The sequence below is a fragment of the Deltaproteobacteria bacterium genome (assembly GCA_015233135.1).
Classification (GTDB): domain Bacteria; phylum UBA10199; class UBA10199; order JADFYH01; family JADFYH01; genus JADFYH01.
In genome coordinates, this window is sequence record JADFYH010000003.1 from 24,867 (window position 1) to 48,165 (window position 23,299).

The 23,299-nt window shown below is 43.1% G+C and carries 25 protein-coding genes; 21 read left to right on the forward strand and 4 right to left on the reverse strand.

What is annotated here, in order from left to right; translation table 11 throughout:
- The first annotated feature begins 54 nt into the window (after positions 1-54).
- The 9 genes from HQM15_01485 (at position 55) to HQM15_01525 (ending at position 7,015) form a co-directional block, all read left to right on the forward strand.
- The gene (locus HQM15_01485; GenBank protein MBF0491435.1) at positions 55-801 is read left to right on the forward strand and encodes a hypothetical protein; all 747 of its coding nucleotides are present in this window, start codon (positions 55-57) and stop codon (positions 799-801) included.
- The gene (locus tag HQM15_01490; protein MBF0491436.1) at positions 798-1,910 is read left to right on the forward strand and encodes a uroporphyrinogen decarboxylase; all 1,113 of its coding nucleotides are present in this window, start codon (positions 798-800) and stop codon (positions 1,908-1,910) included. Before HQM15_01485 ends, HQM15_01490 begins: the two co-directional genes overlap by 4 nt.
- Positions 1,911-1,995: 85 nt before the next feature.
- The gene (locus tag HQM15_01495; GenBank protein ID MBF0491437.1) at positions 1,996-2,670 is read left to right on the forward strand and encodes a hypothetical protein; all 675 of its coding nucleotides are present in this window, start codon (positions 1,996-1,998) and stop codon (positions 2,668-2,670) included.
- 42 nt (positions 2,671-2,712) lie between these two features.
- A complete protein-coding gene (gene hemN / locus HQM15_01500; GenBank protein MBF0491438.1) occupies positions 2,713-4,095 on the forward strand; it encodes an oxygen-independent coproporphyrinogen III oxidase in 1,383 nt (460 codons plus the stop codon).
- A gap of 1 nt (position 4,096) precedes the next feature.
- Positions 4,097-5,077, forward strand: a complete 981-nt coding sequence (gene hemH / locus HQM15_01505) for a ferrochelatase (GenBank protein MBF0491439.1) — start codon at positions 4,097-4,099, stop codon at positions 5,075-5,077.
- Between the two features lie 14 nt (positions 5,078-5,091).
- Positions 5,092-5,364 (forward strand): hypothetical protein, encoded by a 273-nt coding sequence (locus HQM15_01510; protein MBF0491440.1) that lies wholly within the window; start codon positions 5,092-5,094, stop codon positions 5,362-5,364.
- A gap of 45 nt (positions 5,365-5,409) precedes the next feature.
- Positions 5,410-5,763 (forward strand): ATP-dependent Clp protease adapter ClpS, encoded by a 354-nt coding sequence (clpS, locus tag HQM15_01515; GenBank protein ID MBF0491441.1) that lies wholly within the window; start codon positions 5,410-5,412, stop codon positions 5,761-5,763.
- A 68-nt stretch (positions 5,764-5,831) separates the two neighbouring features.
- The gene (locus HQM15_01520; protein MBF0491442.1) at positions 5,832-6,683 is read left to right on the forward strand and encodes an ABC transporter substrate-binding protein; all 852 of its coding nucleotides are present in this window, start codon (positions 5,832-5,834) and stop codon (positions 6,681-6,683) included.
- Positions 6,684-6,784: 101 nt separating this feature from the next.
- The gene (locus HQM15_01525; GenBank protein MBF0491443.1) at positions 6,785-7,015 is read left to right on the forward strand and encodes a ferredoxin; all 231 of its coding nucleotides are present in this window, start codon (positions 6,785-6,787) and stop codon (positions 7,013-7,015) included.
- On the opposite strand, the gene HQM15_01530 is transcribed toward HQM15_01525, so the two are convergent.
- A complete protein-coding gene (locus HQM15_01530) occupies positions 7,012-7,485 on the reverse strand; it encodes a hypothetical protein (GenBank protein ID MBF0491444.1) in 474 nt (157 codons plus the stop codon). The genes HQM15_01525 and HQM15_01530 overlap by 4 nt on opposite strands.
- Before the next feature lie 67 nt (positions 7,486-7,552).
- On the opposite strand from HQM15_01530, the gene queG reads away from it, so the two are divergent.
- The 6 genes from queG to HQM15_01560 all read left to right on the forward strand — a co-directional run bounded on the left by queG (position 7,553) and on the right by HQM15_01560 (position 11,562).
- The gene (queG, locus tag HQM15_01535; GenBank protein MBF0491445.1) at positions 7,553-8,659 is read left to right on the forward strand and encodes a tRNA epoxyqueuosine(34) reductase QueG; all 1,107 of its coding nucleotides are present in this window, start codon (positions 7,553-7,555) and stop codon (positions 8,657-8,659) included.
- A complete protein-coding gene (folE, locus tag HQM15_01540; protein ID MBF0491446.1) occupies positions 8,620-9,195 on the forward strand; it encodes a GTP cyclohydrolase I FolE in 576 nt (191 codons plus the stop codon). Before queG ends, folE begins: the two co-directional genes overlap by 40 nt.
- A 216-nt stretch (positions 9,196-9,411) precedes the next feature.
- Complete coding sequence (gene mqnE, locus HQM15_01545) at positions 9,412-10,494, forward strand: aminofutalosine synthase MqnE (protein ID MBF0491447.1); 1,083 nt, start codon at positions 9,412-9,414, stop codon at positions 10,492-10,494.
- Between the two features lie 45 nt (positions 10,495-10,539).
- A complete protein-coding gene (locus HQM15_01550) occupies positions 10,540-10,764 on the forward strand; it encodes a CopG family transcriptional regulator (GenBank protein ID MBF0491448.1) in 225 nt (74 codons plus the stop codon).
- Positions 10,748-11,164 (forward strand): type II toxin-antitoxin system VapC family toxin, encoded by a 417-nt coding sequence (locus HQM15_01555; protein ID MBF0491449.1) that lies wholly within the window; start codon positions 10,748-10,750, stop codon positions 11,162-11,164. Before HQM15_01550 ends, HQM15_01555 begins: the two co-directional genes overlap by 17 nt.
- Positions 11,165-11,196: 32 nt before the next feature.
- Entirely contained in the window at positions 11,197-11,562 is a 366-nt protein-coding gene (locus HQM15_01560) for a response regulator (protein MBF0491450.1), read from the forward strand.
- On the opposite strand, the gene HQM15_01565 is transcribed toward HQM15_01560, so the two are convergent.
- The 3 genes from HQM15_01565 to HQM15_01575 form a co-directional block, all read right to left on the reverse strand.
- Entirely contained in the window at positions 11,559-12,374 is an 816-nt protein-coding gene (locus HQM15_01565; protein ID MBF0491451.1) for a metal ABC transporter permease, read from the reverse strand. The two genes, HQM15_01560 and HQM15_01565, sit on opposite strands and share 4 nt — an antisense overlap.
- Positions 12,375-12,493: 119 nt before the next feature.
- The gene (locus tag HQM15_01570; GenBank protein ID MBF0491452.1) at positions 12,494-13,396 is read right to left on the reverse strand and encodes a zinc ABC transporter substrate-binding protein; all 903 of its coding nucleotides are present in this window, start codon (positions 13,394-13,396) and stop codon (positions 12,494-12,496) included.
- Between the two features lie 11 nt (positions 13,397-13,407).
- The gene (locus HQM15_01575; GenBank protein MBF0491453.1) at positions 13,408-14,661 is read right to left on the reverse strand and encodes a hypothetical protein; all 1,254 of its coding nucleotides are present in this window, start codon (positions 14,659-14,661) and stop codon (positions 13,408-13,410) included.
- A gap of 172 nt (positions 14,662-14,833) precedes the next feature.
- On the opposite strand from HQM15_01575, the gene HQM15_01580 reads away from it, so the two are divergent.
- The 6 genes from HQM15_01580 to pyrE all read left to right on the forward strand — a co-directional run bounded on the left by HQM15_01580 (position 14,834) and on the right by pyrE (position 23,299).
- Entirely contained in the window at positions 14,834-15,766 is a 933-nt protein-coding gene (locus HQM15_01580; GenBank protein ID MBF0491454.1) for a hypothetical protein, read from the forward strand.
- A 98-nt stretch (positions 15,767-15,864) separates the two neighbouring features.
- Entirely contained in the window at positions 15,865-18,213 is a 2,349-nt protein-coding gene (gspD, locus tag HQM15_01585) for a type II secretion system secretin GspD (protein ID MBF0491455.1), read from the forward strand.
- Positions 18,214-18,363: 150 nt separating this feature from the next.
- Positions 18,364-20,157, forward strand: coding sequence for a VWA domain-containing protein (locus HQM15_01590; GenBank protein ID MBF0491456.1), 1,794 nt, complete (start codon positions 18,364-18,366; stop codon positions 20,155-20,157).
- Positions 20,158-20,164: 7 nt separating this feature from the next.
- Entirely contained in the window at positions 20,165-22,006 is a 1,842-nt protein-coding gene (locus HQM15_01595; protein MBF0491457.1) for a protein BatD, read from the forward strand.
- 4 nt (positions 22,007-22,010) lie between these two features.
- A complete protein-coding gene (locus tag HQM15_01600) occupies positions 22,011-22,757 on the forward strand; it encodes a tetratricopeptide repeat protein (GenBank protein ID MBF0491458.1) in 747 nt (248 codons plus the stop codon).
- Positions 22,754-23,299: an orotate phosphoribosyltransferase gene (pyrE, locus tag HQM15_01605; protein MBF0491459.1), complete on the forward strand. Its 546-nt coding sequence runs from the start codon at positions 22,754-22,756 to the stop codon at positions 23,297-23,299. Before HQM15_01600 ends, pyrE begins: the two co-directional genes overlap by 4 nt.

Sequence of the window (23,299 nt, forward strand, 5' to 3'; positions counted from 1 at the left end):
TTGATTCAAAAAAAAACTTTGCCCAAATGGTTGAATTTTGCTCTTTAGCTTGGCGTGAATCTTAAGTCTTCCACACATCCCCTTATCATTGCCCACCGCGGTGCGCGTCTTAAAGCACCTGAGAATACCTTAGCGGCTTTTGATCTCGCAAAAAAAATGGGGGCTCAGGGTGTAGAATTGGATATTTTAGTCAGCGCTGATGGCCATTTGGTGGTGACTCACAATGAAGACTTGTCGCTGCTCACTTCCCATAGTGGAAAAATTTCTGGGCATACTCTCAAAGAATTGAAACAAATTGATTTTGGCCAGGGAGAAAAAATTCCCACTTTGGCTGAAGTGTTTGATCTTTTAGGCAGAGATTTTTGGATCAATGTGGAAATTAAAGGAGAAAATATTTTTGCGGAGGGTCGCGAGCAAAAATTATTTCGTCTGATACAGGATTTTAAGATGCAAGAAAATATGCTGGTCTCCTCCTTCAATATTTTTGCCCTTCGTCGCATGAGGCAGATTGCTCCGCAGATTAAACGTGGTTATTTGTTCTACGAAAGACAAGATCCCTTTTCCACACGGGCAGCTTTTGACTTTCTGTTTCAGCCTTATTCCTATCATCCCTCTCGTGTGCTTGCGGATAAAAAGCTCTTGGAAAAACTGAAAAAGAAAAATAAAAAAATTTGGGTGTGGACGGTGAATGAAGTAGACGAAGCCAGGGCTCTTGTGGAAAGTGGAGTGGAAGGTCTTATAACGGATGATCCGCGAAAGATGTTGGAGCATTTTAAAAATACAGGAAATCCAATTTTATGAACCCAAATAGCCTCTTCCTCCAAGCCTGTCTTGGACAAAAAACCTCTCGTGCACCCGTTTGGATTATGCGTCAGGCAGGGCGCTATCTGCCGGAGTATCGTGCCATTCGATCCAAAACCACTTTTTTGGGATTATGCAAAACCCCAGAACTTGCGGCAGAAGTCACTTTGCAGCCTGTCGACTATTTGGGTGTGGATGCAGCCATTATTTTCTCGGATATTCTTATTGTCCCCGAAGCAATGGGACAGGGACTAACTATCGAAGAAAAAATGGGGCCACGTTTGTTTCCGCTTATCCAAAGCTCGACTGATCTTAAAAAGCTGAGTATTCCTAAACCCGAAAAAGCCTACGATTATTTAGGGAAGGCAATTCGATTAGTACGGAAGCAGTTGGATGAAAGAAATATCACCCGCCCCCACACCCCATCCCCTCGAGGGAGGGGGGAGTATAAGGAGGAGGCAATTCCTCTTATTGGTTTTGCCGGATCTCCCTTCACTTTGATGGCGTACATGGTGGAAGGGCAGGGAACCAAAGATTTCAAACAGGTAAAAAAACTTCTCTACGAAAATAAAAAACTGGCGCATCAATTACTCCAAAAAGTCACTCGTGCGGTTATTGATTTGCTGAACTACCAAATTGAGTCGGGTGTTCAGGCCGTACAGATTTTTGATTCCTGGGGGGGTGTGCTTTCTGCCCCTGATTTTTTGGAGTTTTCTCTAGCCTATGTAGAAGAGGTGATTGCGGGGATTAAAAATAAGCGTGTTTCGTCGTCAGACATGATCCCCATCATTTTCTTTGCGAAAGGCACAGGGCAGTACCTCGAAAAAATAAAGAGCTGTGGCGCCAATGGAATCAGTCTTGATTGGACCGTCGATTTATCCTGGGCCCGAAAAATTTTGGGGAAGAAAATTGCTATTCAAGGGAATTTGGATCCGACCGTATTATTATCTCCTCCCAAAGTGATTCGAGAAGAAGTGGCCCAGGTATTATCGCAGCTTAATTCCAAACAGGCTTATATCTTTAATTTGGGGCATGGAATTACACCGGACGTTTCTCCCGAAAATGCAAAATATTTGGTGAAGTGTGTAAAAGAAATAAGTTCAAAATAAATTAGCAACTTTTTTGACGCACTGCCGAAAATAGTAGTGAGAGTTGTCGAGAGAAAAAAAGTAGGTGTTAAAAAAGGAGACTTTTATGCCAGACAGTATTTGTTTGCATGATGTTGGTAATGGTGTTGATTCTGCTCTTTTGCATCAGGCATGGCGGGCAAATAGTGGCCCTTTTGCAAATCCAGGAACCGAGCAGATGCTCGAAAGGGATGAATATTTTAGATATTTGGATAGTTTTACTCATTTAGACCCTTCGCAAAAAGATCAAGCGTGGAATTTGTTTACAAGCAGGTTACAACCAAGAGAAAATGTTTTTTCAACTCAATGGGGCCATTTAGCAGGATATACCCTGGGTAGTATTTGTCACATAGGCGTTCTGGAAGGGGCACCCGTACAGAGGGTGATCTCAGGTTTGGGTGCCCTGGGAGTACTGGTGGGTTTAGCCTTTTATGATCATTATTCTGAAACAAAAGATCTGCCCATGTCTTGGCAAGATCATGCGGTCTCTCTTGCCACATTATCCCTGGGTCATGCAGTGACTAATATTTTGGCGACTTGTGCTATTTATAGTTATTTTAGAATTACAAGAGTGGACAGTGGCTTTAAACTGCTGCCCTATTATAGTCCACTTTTAGGACAACATGAAGTTGTTGCACCCTTAGGCTCATTTGTGGCTGGAGCAATTTCTGGGCAATTATTAACTGGGCTAGGATTGCATCGATATTTAGGCAATCCCTTGCTGCGGTGGATGTTGCATTAGAGCCGAATGGGCCAATTCTTATTTAAAAATAATAGGGAACGAATGATTTCCAAAATTAATCTTGAGGTTCTCAAGCGTTACGACAAGCCCGGGCCGCGTTATACCAGCTATCCTACGGCTCCCAAGTTTTCCAAAGATTTTGGCCCGGCGCAATTTGAAGAGGAGCTTCGGCAAAGCAATAAAAAAAATCAGGGGCCACTCTCTCTCTATTTTCACATCCCCTTTTGTGACACCCTCTGTTACTTTTGTGGTTGCACCATGATGGTGACGCATGAGCGTCAAAAGATTGCCGATTATCTCACTTACCTCGAAAAAGAAATTCAACTCGTCACAAAACATGTCTCTAAAAATCGCCCTGTCTATCAATTGCATTGGGGCGGGGGAACGCCTACTTATCTTAATCCCGACGAAATTCGTCATTTAGGTTCACTCATTCAAAACCATTTTAATTTTGATCAAAAAGAACTGGAAGCCAGTTCTGAGATTGATCCACGCGATCTCACACGGGATCACATTGTGGCACTTAAAGAAGCCGGCTTTAATCGTTTGTCCATGGGTGTCCAAGATTTCGAAGAGAGGGTACAGAAAGCAGTGAACCGTCTACAGCCGGAGAGTGTTACTCGTGCTGCAGTAGACTGGGGTAGGGAACTGGGATTTCACAGTATTAATCTGGATCTTATTTATGGATTGCCCTTTCAGACCTTGCAGGGCTTTGAAAAAACGCTCGATAAAATTATTGAAATCAATCCCGATCGTTTGGCCATTTTTAATTATGCGCATGTGCCCTGGTTGAAGAAGCACATGAATCTTATCAAGGCCGAAGATCTTCCTACGCCCGATCAAAAATTAATGATTCTCAAAATGACCATCGAAAAACTGCAAGCCGCGGGGTATCAATATATTGGAATGGACCACTTTGCAAAACCCACAGATGAACTGGCGATTGCGCAAAAAAACAAAACTCTCTTCCGCAATTTTCAGGGCTATTCTACCAAGGCTGGAACCGAAGTCTATGCGATGGGTATGAGCGCGATTAGTCAATTGAATGAGGTCTATGCGCAAAATGCAAAGACATTGCCTGAATATTATCAGGCCATCTCGGAAGGTCATTTTGCGACCTCTGTGGGTTATCGCATGAACCGAGACGATCACATCCGAAAAAAAGTGATCATGACTTTGATGTGTGATTTTGAGCTGGATGAAAAAGAAATTGAGAAAGAGTTTAACATTTCTTTTGAAAATTATTTCGCCGAAAGTCTTCCCAAACTTGCTGAATTTATCAACGATGGTTTTGTGATCCGAAAAGATAAAAAGATTTTCGTTGAAGGAATGGGGCGCTTGCTGATTCGAAACATTGTGATGGTTTTTGATGCTTACCTGGGTGAGATGATGAAAGAAAAACCTGTGTTTTCCAGGACAGTGTAAGATGCAAAAAATTGGCGTGGTTCTTTTTAATCTTGGTGGTCCTCACAATTTAGCGGCCGTTCAACCTTTTTTATATAATCTTTTTTTAGATCCCAATATTTTTACTTTTCCTTTGGCTTCTTTAGTTCGCAAGCCTCTAGCCAGATTTATATCTTCTCGACGTGCAAAAAAAAGTAGTCCGTATTTTGAGTACATGGGGGGGAAATCTCCGATTATCGATTTGACGTTGGATCAGGCGAGGGAGTTGGAAAGGAGATTGAACAAAGGACCTCACACACAATTCAAAGTCGTTGTTGCCATGCGCTATTGGTATCCGCTCACCCAAAATGCCTTGAGTATTTTAAGGCGTGAAGGAATTCAAAAAGTCATCCTGCTGCCTCTTTATCCTCACTATTCCTATACGACTACCCGATCTAGCGAACGTGAATGGGAACTCCAATGTAAAAAAATGAAGATGAAATTTGAGGAAGAAAAATGGGTGAAAGATTATCACGATCATCCTCTTTATATCCAATCCTCGGCCGCTAGGATACGAGAAGGCTTAGGGCGCTTTCCAGAAGCTGTGCGAAGCCAGGTGCATCTTCTGTTTAGTGCCCATGGGGTGCCTGTAAAAGAAATAAAGGCGGGAGATCCTTACGAAGACCAAATTTTGAAATCAAAAGAATTGGTTTTGCGAGAATTGAATCTTCCCAACTCTCACAGCCTTTCTTATCAAAGTAAGGTAGGGCCATTAAAATGGTTGGAACCCAAGACCGTCCGAACTTTAGAAAAACTGATATTAGAGCAGGGCAAGAAATATATCCTCGCCATTCCCATCAGTTTTGTTTCCGATCACTCCGAAACTTTATATGAGTTGAAAAAATTGTATGGAGACATGGCAAAAGAGTGGGGTGGAACACAATACGAGCTGATGCCGGCCTTGAATACTCAGGAAAAGTTTATAGAGTGTTTGAAGGATAGAGTCACTGCCTTAACAATTTAGGACAGGTTTAACTTATGAGGATCCCCCTGCTTGATCAACTAGGGCTGTTGGCTTCCATTGCTCTTCCTATTTTTAATATTCCTCTCATGCTGCGTTTGATCCAGCGCAAATCTTCCGATGATCTAAGCTTGGCCTGGGTTTTAGGTGTTTTCTTTTGTTTGCTTTTTATGCTACCTGCAGGGCTAAGATCTGTGGATGAGGTGTTTAGAGTTTTTTCAATCCTCAATCTTATTATGTTTTCTGGAGTTACCTATCTGGCTTTGTATTATCGAATGAAAAAGAGATAAGGCCTTTTGGGTTGAATTTTTGGGCTAAATTACTAGAGGGCCAGCATGCCGGAGAAAAACTTACCAGACATTCCAAAAAATCCTGGCGATTGGGAATCCGATTATGATTCGGAGGTGGCCATTGAGGAAGAAATTCGGGTCTCCAAACCTAAAATGTATTGTGTGATTTTACTCAATGATGATTTTACCCCTATGGAGTTTGTTGTTTGGCTCATTCGAACTGTATTCCATAAAAATATAGAAGAAGCCACCCGTTTGATGATGGATGTACATCAGAAAGGCAGGGGGATTTGTGGCGTATTCAGTTATGATGTTGCTCGAACCAAAGTAGCTCAAGTGAAACAGCTTGCTCAGAAGAGCGATTATCCTTTGGAGTGTGTAATGGAAGCTGTTGTCTGAATTGAACAAAAATTTCTTTGTCGTTAATCTTTTGACAAGATAAAAGCCGCTTGCTAACCCCGCCGGATATGGAAAATAACCAAAGACTGATTCATCTTGCCCACAGTCCCGATCCCGACGATGCCTTTATGTTTTGGGCCTTGGCTAAAAATAAATTCGACACTTCCCCCTATCGTTTTGCGCATATTCTTTCTGACATCCAGACCTTGAATGAAAGGGCCATGGAAGGACAATACGAGGTGACGGCCATTTCTTTTTATGCCTTTCCTTATGTCTCTGACAAATACGCCCTGCTTTCCAGCGGTTGCAGCATGGGGGACAACTATGGACCTATGCTGATTTGCCCTCAGAAAAATTTATCAAAAAAACTTTCCGAGATGAAAATTGCCATTCCCGGTAAAAAAACTTCGGCCTATTTGGCGCTACAATTGTATTGGGGGGGTACAGGGGGGATTTTGGACGTTTCGGTCGAAGCCTTTGATGAAATTCCTCGCCTGGTTGCCGAAGGCAGGTATGATGCGGGTTTGATCATCCATGAAGGGCAGTTGACTTATCAAAAAGAAGGTTTAAGTTTGTACGTCGATGTGGGAAAATGGTGGTTTGAAAAACACCAACTTCCACTTCCCCTGGGTGCTAATGTGGTTCGTCGCGATTTGGGCGAGGCCGCCATGAAAGATCTTTCCCGCCTATTAAAAAAGAGCATACAACTGAGTTTGGAACATCGCCAAGAAGCGGTGGAATATGCCCTGCAGTTTGGGCGTGGCCTCGATTTGAATCTTGCCGATCGTTTTATTGGAATGTATGTGAATGAGTTGACGGTTGATTATGGTGAAAGAGGGCGCAAGGCTTTGGAGGTTTTTTTCGCGGAAGCTCATCAAGCGGGATTAATCCCAAAGGTGAAGCTTGAGTTTGTGGATTAGACATTTTTTTTAGACGAGGGTCTTGCAAAAAATGAGATGTTACTCTATAGCGCTACGCGCTTGAAATTTACGAAACCCCTATTATTTACAGGAGATGAGTCATGGCTGATAAAAATGACAAAGTAGAAGGACAACCCCAAGGAAAATTTTATGTCGATAGTCAGTGTATCGATTGCAACCTTTGCCGAGAAACGGCGCCTGATAATTTTAAACGTAACGATGACAAGGGTTTTTCTTTTGTTTACAAACAGCCCACAACTCCAGAGCAGGAGAAGCTTTGCCAGGAGGCCTTGGAGGCTTGCCCTGTAGAGGCTATCGGAAGCGACGCTTAATTCAAACTGGCTTCTTGATTGATGAGGATTTCGAGATTTTGATCCCCTACCTTCGCAGGGTTCTTTTTATAAACGCCCTCGAGGTCCCCTTTTTTTGCAAGGGGGCTCCCACTTCGCGAAAGCCGAGCCACCACATTTATTTGGTCTTTAAACTGATTCTCTGGGAACAGTACGTCTTGCTCGCTTATTTCAAACTTTACTGGAAACAGCACGGGGCTTATCTTTTTAATTACCAGAGGGGGAGTTTCCCTCAAATAGGCTGGATGAGATTCAGGGGCACTTTCGGGCCCCTCTTTTTTTAAGGCCTTAAAGACAAAAATGTAAAGGGTGTCGGAGGGCCCACCTTTGTTGGCGTAGGCGGGTGTAATGTTCACGACGCCTCGAATGATCTTAGGCTTACTTTCTGCCGAGCAGCTTCCTATAACAAGAGTGAGAATAAAAAATAAAACTAACTTAATAATTTCTTTCATTACGTGAGTGAATTAATCCTAAGTTCGCAATGCTGACAACTGTTAACTGCCTACTGATGACTAAACCATGGGTCAAGAAATCTCCCTCAAAATTGAAGCCCTTGCCTTTGAACTTGGTTTTTCCCAAGTGGCCTGGGCCCCTCTTGAAAAAAACTCTCAGGCTGCCAAACGTTTTAAACAGTGGCTCGAGGCCTCGTATCAAGGGGAAATGTCTTATTTGGAACGGGGACTTGAAAAACGGGAAGACCCCGAAAAAATTTTACCTGGAGCGAAAAGCATCCTTTGCTTAAGTTGGGGTTATTCTAAAAAAAAGCAGTTAAAGGGTAAAATTGAAAGCCCTTTTATTTCGCGTTATGCCTGGCAAGAAGATTATCATCTTATCCTTCAAAAAAAATTAAATTTGCTTCAAAAGCAGTTAGAACAATATTTTCCTCAGGCTCAATTTAGATCCTATGTCGACACGGGGCAGGTAATGGAGAAGCATTGGGCCTCTCAAGCCGGACTAGGCTGGATAGGAAAGCATAGTAATTTAATCCATCCCAAACAGGGCTCTTATTTTTTCTTGGCTTCTATTTTGACAGACCTGCCTTCTGATTCTCTTGCAGGGCCTGTTTCCGATCATTGTGGAAACTGTCAAGCCTGCATCGATATCTGTCCCACCCGCGCCATTGTGGCACCTTATATGGTGGATGCACGTCTTTGCATTTCTTATCTGACCATCGAACTCAAAGGTCCCATCCCTCGCGAATTACGGCCGCAAATCGGTGCTCATGTATTTGGTTGTGACGATTGCCAGGAGGTGTGCCCTTGGAACCGCAAGGCAAAATTACCCTTAGATTTTTTAAGATCTGCCTCAGTGGAGGAACTACATTTTTATTTAAAGTTAGATGCACAGGCCTTCAAAAAATATTTTAAAGAGTTGCCCATGCTGCGTCCAAAACGTCGGGGTTTTTTAAGAAATGTCTGTGTGGTGTTGGGAAATCTAAAGAAAAGGGAATCGGTCCCGCTGCTTATCCAAGCCTTGCAAGATGAAGAAGCCCTCATTCGAGGTCATGCGGTCTGGGCCTTGGGACAATATGCAGATTTAGAGATCCAAAAAGAACTGGAAAAAACTCTTCAAAAGGAAACGGATTTATGGGTAAGGGAGGAGATATGCCAAATTCTGAAAAAATAGCTTCTTTAGTGCGTCAACTGCTCCAAGAATTAGGAGAAGACCCCGATCGTGAGGGGCTTCAAAAAACTCCTCTTCGCGTTGCAAAATCGTTACAATTTCTTACTAAAGGTTATCAAGAAGATCCCAAAGAAATTATTCATGCCGCCAAATTTACCGAAAAATATTCCGAAATTATTTTGGTGAAAGATATTGCGCTTTATACCCTGTGCGAACATCACCTGCTTCCCTTTTGGGGGCATGTGCATGTGGGTTATATCCCACGGGATAAAATCATCGGCTTATCCAAAGTAGCACGCCTGGTGGAGGTGTTTGCGCGAAGGCTGCAGGTTCAAGAACGCTTGACGACACAAATTGCAGAAAATTTACAACGAGAACTCAAACCGTTGGGGGTGGCCGTGGTGATTGAAGCCGAACATTTGTGTATGCAAATGCGAGGGGTTCAAAAGCGGGGTGCAAAAGCAGTGACCTCTGCGATGCTGGGAGCCTTTGAATCCAAGCTGGCGACCCGGCAAGAGTTTATGCATTTGATAAAATAACTTGAGTTCCGCAGATTTTAGTAAGAAGCCACTCTGAAAAGTCCTCTCTCCCTTGAGGGGAGAGAGTCAGAGAGAGGGTGATCCTGAGTGCACTAGAAATACCCCTCACCCTGACCCTCTCCCTCAAGGGGAGAGGGGAAATGCTTTATAGATGGGTACTTGCCAAGAATGAGCAAAAAATGATTCTTAAAATCTGCGGAACTCAAGTTAAATAATATGAAAAAAAATCTACAAGACATCAAAAACAAAATCCTCAGCAACACCCGCATCAGTGACGATGATTGTCTGATCCTCTATCGCTCCAACGACCTCATTGGTCTGGGTGAAATCGCCAACATTGTGCGAGAGCGTAAAAACGGGAATGCCACTTATTACAACATCAATCGCCACATCAACTATTCCAATGTCTGTTATGTGGAATGTAAATTTTGCGAATTTGGGCAGCCTAAATCTTCCACAAAATCTTATCTGCTCTCTTTGGATGAAATGAAGAAAATAGCCGCAGAAGCGGCTGGCGTAGGGGCTACCGAGTTGCATATGGTGGGCGGTTTACATCCCGATTATAAAATTGATTATTATGAAAATTTGCTGCGAGAAATTAAAAGGGTTGTCCCTAATCTTCATTTGAAGGCCTTTACCGCCGTCGAAATTGATTACTTTGCCAAAGTCAGCAAGCTCAGTGTGGAAGAAACCTTAAGACGTTTGATGGCCGCAGGACTCGATTCTATCCCGGGTGGTGGGGCAGAAATTTTTGCAGAAAAGACGCGTAAAGAAATTTGTCCAAACAAAATTGAGGGAAGGCGTTGGCTGGAAATCCATCGCAGAGCCCACAAGCTGGGCATCCGCAGCAATGCTACGATGTTGTACGGACACATTGAGAGCGACGAAGACCGAGTGGATCACCTCAGAAAATTGCGTGAACTTCAGGATGAAACCGGTGGTTTCCAAACCTTCATTCCTCTCAGTTTTATTCCTTTCGATACTCCTATGGCTCATATCCCCGAGCCGACAGGGCTGATGGACCTGAAACAAATCGCAGTCAGCCGAATCTACCTCGACAATTTTGATCACATCAAAACCTACTGGATCATGAGCGGCCTCAAAATGGCGCAACTTGCACTTTCTTTCGGGGCAGACGATTTGGATGGAACGGTGACCCAGGAACGTATCGTCCACATGGCCGGCGCAAAGACGCCGGAGGCTTTGTCCGTCGAGACTATCCGGAAGCTAATCCGCGAAGCAGGGAGAGATCCTGTAGAGCGGGATACTTTGTATAAGGTGATTCAGAAGGTGGCTTAGTTTTTTCCTCTTGACCATGATAACATTATTCTACATTCTGTTATCATGATTAGAACTCAGGTTAGTTTTAACGAAAAAGAGTATGCTCTAGCGAAAAAAGAATCCGATCGTTTGGGTGTTTCGTTAGCTGAATTTCTTAGACGAGCCATTCAGCCGTTATTGCCTGTTTCTAAAGAAAAACCCTGGATGCGTTATGCAGGTTTTGTGGAGTCTGGCAATCCTCTTTCCAGTCAACAAATTGATGATCTAATTTATGGCCAAAAAGACTAGTCAAAAGGCTTATGTCGACAGCTCTGCTTTTATCTCTTTTTTGGATCGCTCAGATACTTACCACTCTTTATTTTACAGTCTTTTTTCGGACCCAGTTTTTTTGATTACTACTTCTTTGGTAATTTCCGAAACTCATGCCTGGTTTTTGAAACGTTATGATCATCAGCGTGCCTTACAATTTTTAAATTTCATCGAAGATTTGAAGCCTCTGCATATTTTAACGGTGGGAACAAAAGAACTTCAACAGGCTAAAGTTTTTATCAAAAAATTTTCTGATCAAAATCTCACTCTGGTGGATGCTTGCGGTCTGTGGGTGATGAAATCAGAAAAAAATGTGGAGTGTTGGTCTACTGATAGACACCTGGGATTAACCGGTATTCCTCTGGCAATTTACCTTTAATTTTAGTGAAAAAAATATATTGAGGGGAACTTATGAAAAAGAAAATCCTGGTCGCCGATGACGATACTGATTTGGTGCAGCTGCTTCGAGACATGTTGGAATTTGAGGGCTACGAAACCCTTGCTGCTTACGAAGGGGTGCGCACCATCGAGGCAGCGCACAAGCAGCGGCCAGATCTGATTTTGCTGGATGTTCAAATGCCTGCGGGTACGGGACAAAGCGTATTGAAGGCCTTGCGCTCAAAAGAGGCGACGAAGAAAATTCCGATTATAGTTATCAGTGGTGTTCAACAAAATGATTTGGCGGAAGAAGTGAAAAAGCTGGGAGCTCAGGATTTTATTTTGAAGCCTTATGAGAAAGTGGATTTGATTGCTAAGGTGAAAAACTTATTGAGCTAATCTGCTTTTTCCCTCAATCTTTGAAGGACCAAGCACAAAATCAAAACCCCGCCAAAGCAGGCCACGATGGCTGGTCCTGTGGGTAGATCGATTTTATAAGAAAGATAAATTCCAATCAAGCTCGTGAATACTCCAATCATCCAACCTAATATCAAGCGCGACAGGAGTTTGTCATAAAACAAAACACTGCAACAGGCCGGTACAATCAAAAATGAAAATACCTGCAGAATGCCGGCCATCTGTACGGAGCTGGTGATGACCAGTCCGAAAGAGAGATAGAAAAACAAATCCCAATACTTCAGTTTCAAACCTTGGCGCCTGGCTTCTTCGGGGTTTTCTGAAACGAGTAAAAGTTTTTTTCGAACTTTGAAGTGAATGATCCCCAAAACCGAATAGATGATTCCTGTTTTAATTAACTGCGGCCAACTCACCCATAAAATATTTCCCGATAAAATATATTTGAGGTGTTCGGAGCCATGCGGGCTTTTGTCGGCAATTAAAATTCCCAGGGCGGAAGCCACGGCGAAAGAAATTCCTATGAAGGCCTCTTGAGGAATTTTTTTGTTTCGAAAAAAAGCAAAAAAAAGGGCGCCCAAGCAGGTAAATCCCAGTCCAAAAAAATAAGCGCTTTGGCTATCGGGTTCATAACCCAGAAAAAAAGCGAGGGTCATCCCTAGCGCCGCGATTTGAGCCAAGGCAATGTCGACAAAGATGACTCCGCGTGTGACCACGTGGATGCCTAGATAGGTGTGAATGCCTGTGAGTATGAGGCAGGCTAGAAATGCGGGGAGGAGGAAGGAGAGGGTGGTCATATTAATTTCCTCCCCTTAAGCTAAGGGGAGGTCAGGAGGGGTTATGGTCACTTTATATCCAATTGGCCATAACTCCCCCTAACCCCCTCTTAGCTTAAGAGGGGGGATTATAGGAGAATTTATTTTAGGGCCTCATTAATTTTACTAATCAAATTCTCAAACAAATCGGAATAATTTTTAATATTTGCTTCACCCCCCACCGAAGTGGGTAAAATCAGCAATTTGGAGCCTGTCTTCTGGCTGAGTTCCTGTGCGGCTTTGGTGTCGTAATAATTTTCTGTGACAATCAGCGGCACTTTTTCTTTTTGAATCAAAGCGATTAATTCCAGCAAATGCCCGGGGTTAGGGGGAATGCCTGGTTTGGGTTCCACAAAGCCACTCACCTGCAAGCCGGTCCAATCGGTAAAGTAGGAAAAACTTTTATGCTGGGTGATAATCTTTTTGCCTTTCAGGTTGGCGAGCTGTTTTTGCCAATTTGCAATTTTTGCGGAGAGTTGGTTTTTGAAATTGAGGAAATTTTGATTGTAGTCCGAGGCATGGGCCGAATCCAATTCGGACAGGCGTTGGGCAATGGCTTGGGCAATCAAAATTCCATTGTTGGGATTCAGCCAATAGTGGGGATTTCCTAGTGGGTGAACATCTCCCATAGACCGATCTACTCGGGCAGTTGGGATTTCCATCACAGGGATATTTTGTGAGGCGTCTAAAAAACCTTTTTCCGAGGTCTGGATTTTTGGATTTCTCGACTGAGTCAGCAATACGGGCAACCAGCCTACCTCCAATTCCAGGCCTACAGAGATCAACAGATCTGCTTGACTAGCTTGTACGATGTAGCTCGGTTTGGGTTCCAGGAAATGATAATCCTGATCCCCGCGGGCAATGCTTTTGACTTCGATGAACTCTTTCCCAACTTCCTGGGCGAGGTTGGCTAAGTCTGGCGTAGTGGTGACTACCTTGAGTTTGGCGAAACTGGGGCTTGAGAAAAATAAAATGCAAAAGAGAAAGAGAATAATTTTTTTCATAATACCATTCCTTAAAAATTATGCGCTCCATGCGGTCCCATGTTGAAAATCATCTGTAGCATGGCCGCGTGTTCAACATTGTCTCCAATATTTTTTGTGAGATCATATTGGGCTTTTAAACGAAAAAATTCGCTGGGTCTAAAAGTAAGCATGGGGGACATGCGAAAAGTTTTTTCGGTTTCAGCCGGAAGTCCTAAATACTCCGCTCTCAACCCCGCTCCCCAGCGTGGACTCCAGTTTCCAAGTAGGTAAGAAGAGAGTCCTCCTTCGTTTTCAAAAGCCCCAGGGACTTCTTTGCGTCGGAATATATATTCGCTTTGCCACTCGATGCCTTTATCTTTGGAAGGTTTCCATTTCAGTAAAAAGTCGCCCCCATAAAGATTCGTCGTATTTCCGAGGCCTGTATCATTGTAGCCAAAGGCGGCAGAAATTCCTGCCAGTGCCGTAAGATTATCTGTGATATTGGCAGAAGTGGAGAGTCTGCCGGTATAGGCAAAATCCTCTTTGCGAGTCCCATCAAAATTCCCTGCATTGGTTCCCTGGTTAAAAGAGAACTGGGCCTGCAGAAAAAAGGGTGTGGGAAGAAGGTAGCTGACTTCCGTACCTAGTTCGTTGAAGCCATCTCCCCCAAAGAAATATTTATCAGGGAGATTGTTGTTGATGAAAGACCAGGTCTCCAAATGCTTTTGATTTTGTCTGCCAAATCCCACCTTGTATTTCCCTGCACGAATTTGCAGACCTTTGGGAAGTCCCGCAAGTGTGGTAATATAGCCTTCCTCCAGTTCTACGCCATCTTCGTGAAAGGAGAGAAAAATATCGCCACGAACGTAGGGGTCAATGATGGATTGAATCCCCACTTCAATTTCCTGAAGGTTGAATCCTGTGCGATGGGGATCGTGTCCGCTTTCGGCAGGGTCATTCTGAAAATAAGCCCCTGAAAAAACGCCAATTAGGCTGATGTCGGGCAGCATTTTAGCAGCCGGGCTAGAGACAGGATATTTCCACATTCCCAGAGATCGGGTTTCTTCCTTGTTGCCAGAGGGGGTAATCGTTTCTATTTTTACCTTTGTTTTTTGTTTTTCTCCCGTCAATTGGTCTATGCGTTCATTTTGTTTTTGAATAATTATCTTTAATTCTTCAACCGTTTTTTGAAGGGCTTTCATCTGCTTTTGCAGTTCGTGGGTAGATTCTGCCCAGATATTGGCGCTGGCAAAAAAGGAACAACAAAAAATTATCCCCAGACCGAGCAGTTTGAGCTTTATCATAAGGTTCCTCACTTGCAGTATTACCGCAAGAGGGGCGAGACTATAGAAGTAGCTTGCAGGAATCAAGCTTTTTGATGGCTATTTGAATTGTTGAAAGAAGGGATTTGTTGGAGGGGGGCTGATAAAATTATCCTTGCACACATTTAAAAAAATTCAGTAAGCTTTTCGTCCAGTGGGAATACTCATCAAAAAATATATCTGGATTGCCTATTTGTTTCTAACCGCCCTGTCGGCTTTTTTTGTTGCCAAGATAGTGAATACCTATTTGGGGGACCATCTTATTGTTGAAAGGAAATTTTCTTTTACCGCAGTTTCAGCTCCTGCTCAAAGCAGCAAGGTTCTACCTGGTTTTGAGGCCTATAAAGTAATTTTAGATCGTAACCTCTTTGACTCCAAAGATGCACCTCTCCCTGCCACGATGCCAGCTGAAGGAACTGTTTTACAACAAGTGAATTTAGATGGGCCTGCCACCCGTACTAGTCTGAATGTGAAATTACTCTCCACTTTTTCAGTGGGGTCTGGAACGGACAAGCGTTCTACTGCCACTGTCCAGGCGGATAGAGGGGGGACGGATGTTTATACCGTGGAAGATGACAAACAATTTGCCCCGGGTGTAAAAATTACCAAAATTCTTTCAGATAGAATCGAGTTTGTGAACAGCAATCGTCTGGAATTTGTTGAGTTGGAAAACGTGAGTTCTAAGGGGGGAATGCCAAAGGCCTCTGCAGGGAACGTAGGGAATATCCCTTCGACTCCTGGCGCGAAGGGAAGCGTGGCACAACAAACCCCCAATAAATTTACAGTGGATAAGGCCGCCGTAGAGGATGCGGTTAATAATCCCGATAAATTGATGACTGAAATTCGTGTTGCTCCCAATCTGGTGAACAATAAAAGTCAGGGGTTGAAAGTGCTTTCGGTAAATGCCGGGAGCTTGTTCAGTAAATTAGGTCTCCAAAGAAATGACGTGCTCAATCGGGCGAATGGGGTGGAAATGAATATTACAAATTTGCCCCAGCTCTTGACGATGCTGAAGTCCGAAAAAAGTATTTCCATCGATTTGGAACGAAATGCTGTGAAGCAATCTTTTGAATATGAAATTCGCTAAGGCGCTTTATTTTGCTTTATAAAATGTTTTCGTTGGTTTAGGGTCGGGTTTTCCCAAGCAGTTTTGTTTTTTATAACTACAATTATGAGGAGTGACGCATGAGGAATATTCTAAGCCTTTCTTTGGCTTTCTTTGTTTCAACTTCACTGGTGTTTGCACCTTTTGTGGGAGCGCAAACCTCAACAGGGGGAACTGCTGCAACAACCTCCGTCCAAGCTCCACAAACACCCAGCCCTCAGGCGGCGAAGCCCTCCGCAAAGTATGAAGATTTGACTAAATCTACTCCCACTTCTTCTGCTCCTCCAAAAACCATCAATAAAGTTGAAAGCGATGGAGAGGGCTTGTACCTGAATGCGGTGGACACGGATATTCGCGAGATTATCAAGCAGATCAGCAAGGCCGCCGGAAAAAACTTTTTGATTGATGATAAAGTGAAAGGGAAGGTCACCATTCTTTCCGAAAAGAAAATGACCATTGATGAAGCTTACCAGGCCTTTATTTCTGCCCTGGAGGTTTTGGGATTTACTGTGGTTTCTGGTCCCTCCGGTCTGCTCAAAATCATTCCTCTAAAAGATGCGCTCACAACGCCTCTTCCTATTTACAAAGACGATTCTCCTATTACGGACAGCTTTATTACACGTCTGATTACCATGAAGAATGTGAGTGCCTTGGATATTGCTTCTGCCGTAAAACCCCTTATTTCCAAAGAAGGTAATTTATTTGCCTATCCTTCTACCAATACGCTGATTGTGACAGATACAGGCACCAACATTGATCGCCTGCTAAAAATTATTCGTGAGATGGACACCCAAGGCCCTGAGCAACTGGTAGAAATTTATACAGTAAAAAATGCCTCGGCAAAAGATGTCGCGGATAAAATTCAAAAGCTTTATGTCGATCAGCAAGCAACCAAGAGGACGGGAGGGGGAAAAGGCGTTGAACTCGATGATGTCCCCTTTATTTCCAAGGTCATTCCCGATGAACGCACGAATTCGGTGATTTTGCTGGCTTCCAAGCGTGCCTTAGCAAAAATTCGGGATCTGATGTCTCTATTAGACAAACCTTTGGATGGTTCTCAAGGCAAAGTGCATGTTCACTATCTAAAAAATGCGGAAGCAAAGAAAATGGCCGATGTTTTGACCGCTTTAACCAGTGGAGCGGGTAAGACCGCCGCCGCGGCTGCAGCGGGTGCTCCTGGCAAAGGTGGAGCCGCAGTTCCCACAGTGGCTGAGTTTGAGGGAGGCGTGAAAGTGGCAGCGGATGAGTCCACTAATTCTTTGCTCATTACCGCCACTCAAAAAGATTACGAAACCCTGGTGGAAGAAGTCATCAATAAACTCGATATTCCGAGGCGCCAGGTTTATGTAGAAGTCATCATCATGGAATTGAACATCAAGAAAGATCGAACCATTGGGTTCAATGCGCAGGGTGGAGACTTATTTGGTCTGGGGCCTAGCGGAACCGTGGGCTTTGGTTCTCTTTTAGGTGGGATGACTAGCGGCCTGCCTGCCGCCTTGTCGAGTGCAGGTGCGGCGGGGGTTATCAGTAAAGATACCGTTACCTTTAACCGGCCCAATCCCGATGGAACGACGACCCCTGTGAGTATGCCCGCCTTTGGGGCTCTTATGACGGCAATGCAAAATGATACCAATGTTAATATTCTTTCTACTCCCAATTTACTGACCCTCGATAACGAGGAAGCCTCCATCATCGTCGGGGGTGAAGAACCTTTCCCAACGGGAACCACTGTAACCAGTGGTGGAAATACCTCTTTCAATGTGACCCGACAAAATGTGGGTATTACCCTAAAAATTACACCTCAGGTGAACGAAGGCGAAATGGTTAAAATGAAGGTGAAACAGGAGGTGACCGCTGTAGTTCCAGGCGCTTCGGATGCCGTTCGGACCAGCATTGGTCCTTCGACCACCAAGCGTTCTGTTGAGACCGTGGTGGTTTCAAAAGATGAGCAAACCATTGTGATTGGGGGCTTGATTGATGATAAATTGAACGTGGGAGAATCGAAGGTCCCTTTCCTTGGGGATATTCCAATTCTTGGAAATCTGTTCAAGAGCAAGACGAAAACCAAATCAAAAACCAATATTCTCATTTTCTTAAGGCCTTTCATTATTCGAGATACGGCCGACTTTTTGAAGATTTTGCAGAAAAAAGTGGAGGAACGAAACATGTTTGTGGAGCAGAATTATGGGGCTTCCCAACAGAAAATGATTCGTGAATCCATCCGCTCTCATGCATCCGAGTTGCTGGAGTTTAAAAAAGACATTCAACTTTTGCACTACGATTATCAAAGCAAATACGGGAACCAAAGCAGTTTGGATCAAAAAAATGCGGTAGGTGAGCCTGCAGCAGTAGAGCCTGCTGCAGCGACCGAAACTCCCAAGCCAAAAGTGAAAAAAAATAAGAAAGTGAAAGCAAAAAGTATTGATTAATGAGTCAATGAATTGAAAAAAGGCGTCCAAGTTTTGGGCGCCTTTTTTGTTTTTATGCAATTTGCCCATCCGTTCTATTTTATCGTCTTCTTATTATTTCCCTTGCTGGCAATATTCTTTTTTTTCCTTTTAAAAAAAAGAAAAAAAAGTTTGCAAAACTTTGCTCATGTCCAATCTCTGCCACAGCTCTTGCCTCATTTTTCAGTGTACCGAAAATTAATCAAACAGGCTCTGTTGTGCCTGGTTTTTTTCTTTTTATTCTTAAGTTTGACGGGGCCTCAATGGGGTTATCATTTTGAAGAGGTGACTCGGAAGGGCGTAGATCTTTTTGTTGTAGCGGATGTTTCTAACTCAATGTTGGCTGAAGATTTAAAACCCAATCGTCTGGAACAACTCAAACGAAAAGTTCACGATTTACTCCGACTTTCTCAAGGGGATCGTATTGGTCTTATTGTTTTTGCGGGAAAGGCAGTGGTCCTTTGCCCTCTCACTTTAGACTACCAGGCCATTGAACAATTTATAGAAGACTTATCCACCGATCTTATTTCCATACAGGGAACTAATTTGGCAGAGGCCCTTCGTTTGGCACGTCAAAGTTTTAAAGATACAAAAACTTCCAAGGCAATATTACTGATAACGGACGGAGAGGATCATGGCCAGGCCTTAGAAAAAGAGATGAATGAGTTGAAGCAAAATCAAATTCCGCTCTATGTCCTGGGTGTTGGAACTACACAGGGAGCTCCCATTCCTTTAGCGAAAGGAGAGGGGGGCTTTAAGCGCGATGAGGCAGGTAATGTGGTGGTTTCTAAATTGGAAGAAAATGCATTAAGCGAACTGGCCCTTTCGAGTGGAGGGGAATATGTACGTTCGGTGACGGGTGACGAGGATCTCAATGTCTTGTACGTGAAAGGCCTGAAAGGTGCTTTGAGTTCCTCTGAATTTAAGGCCAGTAAGAAAAAAGTGTTTGAACACCGCTATCAGTGGCCTTTGGCCTTTGCATTTTTATTTCTCTTGCTCGAATTTTTATGGACAGATTTTAAAAAAGTAGGGGCCTTGTTTCTCTTTCTGCTTTTATTTTTAAATTCCAGGCCATCGCTCGCTTTTTCCTTCAAGAGTTTAGAAGAATTGCAGGGAGCTCAAAATTATCAAAAGAAAAATTATGAGGAAGCCCTCAAACATTATCAAACGAATGTGGTGGAAGACCCCAAAGATGCAATCAATGCCTATAATCTTGGGAATAGTTACTACCAGCAAAAGCGGTATGAATCCGCTGCGGAGAGTTTTGTGAAAGCGGCTCAGAATGGAGCGGCGGAGCTTAAAGTAAAGTCTTTGTACAATCTTGGAAATTCGCTTTATAAAATGGGAGAGCTGGAAAAATCCATTACGGCCTATGAAAAAGCCTTGGAGCTGGATGCAAAGGATGAAGAGACAAAACTGAATCTGGAATTTGTCAAACGCAAGTTGCAGGAAAAACAAAAGCAGCAGGCAGGAGGTCAACAAAACTCGCCAAAGAATTCCAAAGATCAGCAAAAAGATCAACAAAAGGATTCCCAAAACTCAGAAAATAAAAATCAGGATCCGTCACAGAATTCATCTCAAGACCAGAAACAGAATCAAGATCAAAAGCAGAATCAAGATCAGAAACAAAAACAAAACCAGAATCCGCAGCAGGGGCAATCTCAATCTGAAAAACAGGAAAACGCGGATCAGGAAGCTCAGAAGAATCAAAATTCAAGTCCTCAAAACTCCAAGGAGCAGAACGCGCAGGCAAAAAAAAATCAGTCCGAAAAAGGCTCAGCTCTGCAAGAGGCGCAAAAAGGAAATAAAAATACCCAAGAGGCCGAAATGTGGCTAGGGGCTATTGAAGAAAATCAAAGACAGGTTTTAAAAAATCAGATTGAAAAAAAACTGGGACGTGAAAGACGGGTGGAGAAAGATTGGTAGTATTTTCATGTTTATTAAAAAAAATAAAATTTTTATAGCCCGACTCTTTTTTATTCTACTAGCTGCTGGCTGCTGTTTGCTGGCAAATACTCCTAGCTATGCTCAGGTGGTAGTTGAAGCGACAGTCGATAAACCCACTATTGCCCTGGATGATCAACTGGTGCTGACGGTGAAAGTAAAAGGGGGCTCGGTTTCTTCAGACCCTCGCATGCCCTCCAAGGGGAATTTTCAGGTTCTTAACCAAAGTTTTTCTACTCATGTTGAAATGATTAATGGTCGGATTTCTATGGAGAAGGAATACACCTACATTTTGGCCCCTGTGAAAGAAGGCAAATTCGAGATTGGACCCATTACGGTTTCTGTAGAAGGGGTTGATTATCCGACCGGTCCTATTAGTGTAACGGTAGTAAATGGGGGGAGTAAGCCAGCTCGCCCCCCCCTGCCTAATAATGCGCCTAATTCTCCACCAGATGAGGCTGCTACACCAGCGGGCGATTATAAGGAGGTGTTCATTGAAGCCAAGCTCGATAAGACCAATCCTTATGTGGGTGAGCAGCTGATTTATAATTTTAAACTTTATACCAGCCGCAATTTGCGTGAAGTCTTGCCTGAGTTCCCAGACTTTCATGATTTTTGGAGCGAAAATTTGCTAAAAGAGGGGAAATCAAAAGAAGTGTTGGGGGGAAAAGAATATTTAGTTTATCAATTTAAATATGCCCTCTTTCCCTCTAAAAGTGGAAAACTGGAAATCGGTGAAACCAGTGTGAAGGCTCAAGTGGAAGAGCCTTTGAATCTTCCTGGTTTTTTTAACGATCCATTTTTTAATCTAAGGGCAGGGGGGGGGGCTTATAGGCCTCGTGTATTTAGGGCGCCAGCCCTTAGTGTGGATGTGAAGGAATTACCCCCCAATGCTCCTGCCGATTTTAAAGGCTTAGTCGGAAGTTTTGCATTAAAGTCTGAACTTTCAAAACAAGATTTAACTGTGGGAGAAACAGCCACCCTCACACTTACTCTCTCGGGACAGGGAAATTTGAAAGAGGCAAAAATTGAAGGATTTGAAAATTTACCCAATTTAAAAATTTATCCGGATAAAGCTGATTTGGAATTGAATCGTACAGTTTCCGGTCTCAGTGGGAAAAAAGTTTTTAAATTTGCCCTGGTTCCGGAGGCTGCAGGAAAAATTCAAATTCCTGAAATAAACTTAAGTGTATTTAATCCTAAAACGGGGCAATACGAGAACTTGCAAAGCCCTGCTTATACTTTGTCGGTAGTGCCGGGTAGCACTTCTCAGGGCAACCCTGTTCAAAAGCAAAATTTCATTTCAAAACCGGAGTCGCCCAACTTGTTGGCAGAAGATATTGCCAGCATCCATCAGGAACTTCGGGTTGATTCTCTGCTTTCTAATGCGTCCTTGTATGCAGGCCTGAGTTTGTTTTTAGCCATCCCTCTGGTCACCTGGATTCTTCACCTGCTGAATAAGCGCAAAACTTGGCTACAGCAAAATGAAAGTTATTTGAGAAAGAAAAAGGCCTTTTCGAAAGCACAACAAAAGATAAAACAGATTGCGCTGGATAATGCAGCAATCTTTGCCGACCTGGTTTCAAAAATAATGAAAGAGTTTTTGGGAGATAAACTCCAACGCATGGGGGTTTCTCTCACTCCTCAAGAAATTGAACAAATTTTGAAAGATAAAAAAATAAGACCGGACTTACTAACTGAGACCATTGTTTTTCTGAAAGAGTTGGAAGCTACAAGTTTTGGGGCCGTTCCAAATAAGGAGTTGTGGAAAAAAGAGTGGCCTTTGAAAGCGATCAAGTTGTTGAAGGCGTTGGAGAGGGGGTTGAAATAAATTTATGTTCAAAAAAATATTTCTAATTTCCGTTTTACTTTTTTTTACCAACAATGTCTGTGCTCAAACTCCAGTGCAAACTTTTAAAACAGCCAATGAAGCTTATTTGGCCCGCGATTTTCAAAAGGCGGAAACGCTCTATCAGGAACTTGAAAAGCAGGGGATTCTTTCGGGGGGCTTATTTTTTAATTTGGGAAACACCTTTTATCGCCAGGGAAAAGTGGGAGAAGCCATTTACTATTACGAAAAGGCTCTCCGGTTAAGTCCTCGGGATAGGGATTTATCGGCCAATTATAATTATATCCGCGAACGCCTGATTGATAAAATTGAAGAGCCACTCCTCAATAAAATTTTGTCCTATGCTTTTTTTTGGAATGCTTTGCTTTCTTTGAAAGAAGGCCTCTTTTTCACCCTAGGGGCTTACGCCTTGCTGTTTGCTTTGCTTATTTCGCGACTCTATTTTAAATCTCGCATGCAATTTTTGTGTCTGTTGTTTCTTGTTTTTGTGAACCTGTTGAGTCTTTCTTCTTTTTCCCTAAAGTTAATTGAAGAAAAACTACTTCGCTATGGGGTCTTGTTTGCTTCAAACCAAGGTGTTTTTTCAGAACCTACGGAACAATCGGTCCGCCTGTTCGAACTTCATGAAGGGGCAAAAATAAAAATTTCAGAAGAGCAAAATGGTTTTTATAAAGTGCAATGGGTGGATGGGAAAAAAGGTTGGATGAAAAAAGAGACGATTGGAAATATATGAGACCTCAATTAAAACAAATCCTCCTTCAGAATTCTTATGAACAACGCGAAGTAAAACTTGCTTCGGGACGGCTTTCTAATTTTTATTTTGATGGAAAACAAACTGCCCTTTCTGCAGAAGGTGCTTTTTTGATTGGAGAATGTTTTTTTGATCTCTTTCAAAAATCAGGTCGTCGGATTCAGGCCGTGGGGGGTCCTACTTTAGGGGCGGATCCTATTGTGAGTGCGGTGAGTTTGATTTCTTATCTAAAAAATTCCCCGCTGCCCGCTTTTATTATTCGTAAAGAACCCAAGAAACACGGTACTGCAAAATGGATAGAAGGGGACAAAAATTTAAAGCTAGGGATGCAAGTGGCTTTAGTGGAAGACGTGGTGACCTCAGGTGGATCCATATTGAAAGCCGCTGAAAGAGTGGAAGAAGCCGGATATTTTGTGAGTTTAATGGCTACGATTGTCGATCGTGAAGAAGGAGGACGGGAGGCGATTGAAGCAAAAGGCTATCGCTTGTTGTCTTTGTTTACGAAGACGGAATTGCTTTCATAA

Bases quoted from the DNA above. Each gene is read 5' to 3' on its own strand.
- HQM15_01575 (MBF0491453.1), bottom strand. From the start codon at position 14,661: ATGATAAAGCTCAAACTGCTCGGTCTGGGGATAATTTTTTGTTGTTCC.
- folE (MBF0491446.1), top strand. From the start codon at position 8,620: ATGGGTAAGGGAGGAGATATGCCAAATTCTGAAAAAATAGCTTCTTTA.
- pyrE (MBF0491459.1), top strand. From the start codon at position 22,754: ATGAGACCTCAATTAAAACAAATCCTCCTTCAGAATTCTTATGAACAA.
- hemN (MBF0491438.1), top strand. From the start codon at position 2,713: ATGATTTCCAAAATTAATCTTGAGGTTCTCAAGCGTTACGACAAGCCC.
- HQM15_01525 (MBF0491443.1), top strand. From the start codon at position 6,785: ATGGCTGATAAAAATGACAAAGTAGAAGGACAACCCCAAGGAAAATTT.
- clpS (MBF0491441.1), top strand. From the start codon at position 5,410: ATGCCGGAGAAAAACTTACCAGACATTCCAAAAAATCCTGGCGATTGG.
- HQM15_01565 (MBF0491451.1), bottom strand. From the start codon at position 12,374: ATGACCACCCTCTCCTTCCTCCTCCCCGCATTTCTAGCCTGCCTCATA.
- HQM15_01510 (MBF0491440.1), top strand. From the start codon at position 5,092: ATGAGGATCCCCCTGCTTGATCAACTAGGGCTGTTGGCTTCCATTGCT.
- HQM15_01495 (MBF0491437.1), top strand. From the start codon at position 1,996: ATGCCAGACAGTATTTGTTTGCATGATGTTGGTAATGGTGTTGATTCT.
- HQM15_01595 (MBF0491457.1), top strand. From the start codon at position 20,165: ATGTTTATTAAAAAAAATAAAATTTTTATAGCCCGACTCTTTTTTATT.
- HQM15_01560 (MBF0491450.1), top strand. From the start codon at position 11,197: ATGAAAAAGAAAATCCTGGTCGCCGATGACGATACTGATTTGGTGCAG.
- HQM15_01520 (MBF0491442.1), top strand. From the start codon at position 5,832: ATGGAAAATAACCAAAGACTGATTCATCTTGCCCACAGTCCCGATCCC.
- HQM15_01555 (MBF0491449.1), top strand. From the start codon at position 10,748: ATGGCCAAAAAGACTAGTCAAAAGGCTTATGTCGACAGCTCTGCTTTT.
- mqnE (MBF0491447.1), top strand. From the start codon at position 9,412: ATGAAAAAAAATCTACAAGACATCAAAAACAAAATCCTCAGCAACACC.
- HQM15_01570 (MBF0491452.1), bottom strand. From the start codon at position 13,396: ATGAAAAAAATTATTCTCTTTCTCTTTTGCATTTTATTTTTCTCAAGC.
- gspD (MBF0491455.1), top strand. From the start codon at position 15,865: ATGAGGAATATTCTAAGCCTTTCTTTGGCTTTCTTTGTTTCAACTTCA.
- HQM15_01490 (MBF0491436.1), top strand. From the start codon at position 798: ATGAACCCAAATAGCCTCTTCCTCCAAGCCTGTCTTGGACAAAAAACC.
- queG (MBF0491445.1), top strand. From the start codon at position 7,553: ATGGGTCAAGAAATCTCCCTCAAAATTGAAGCCCTTGCCTTTGAACTT.
- HQM15_01530 (MBF0491444.1), bottom strand. From the start codon at position 7,485: ATGAAAGAAATTATTAAGTTAGTTTTATTTTTTATTCTCACTCTTGTT.
- HQM15_01600 (MBF0491458.1), top strand. From the start codon at position 22,011: ATGTTCAAAAAAATATTTCTAATTTCCGTTTTACTTTTTTTTACCAAC.
- hemH (MBF0491439.1), top strand. From the start codon at position 4,097: ATGCAAAAAATTGGCGTGGTTCTTTTTAATCTTGGTGGTCCTCACAAT.
- HQM15_01550 (MBF0491448.1), top strand. From the start codon at position 10,540: ATGATTAGAACTCAGGTTAGTTTTAACGAAAAAGAGTATGCTCTAGCG.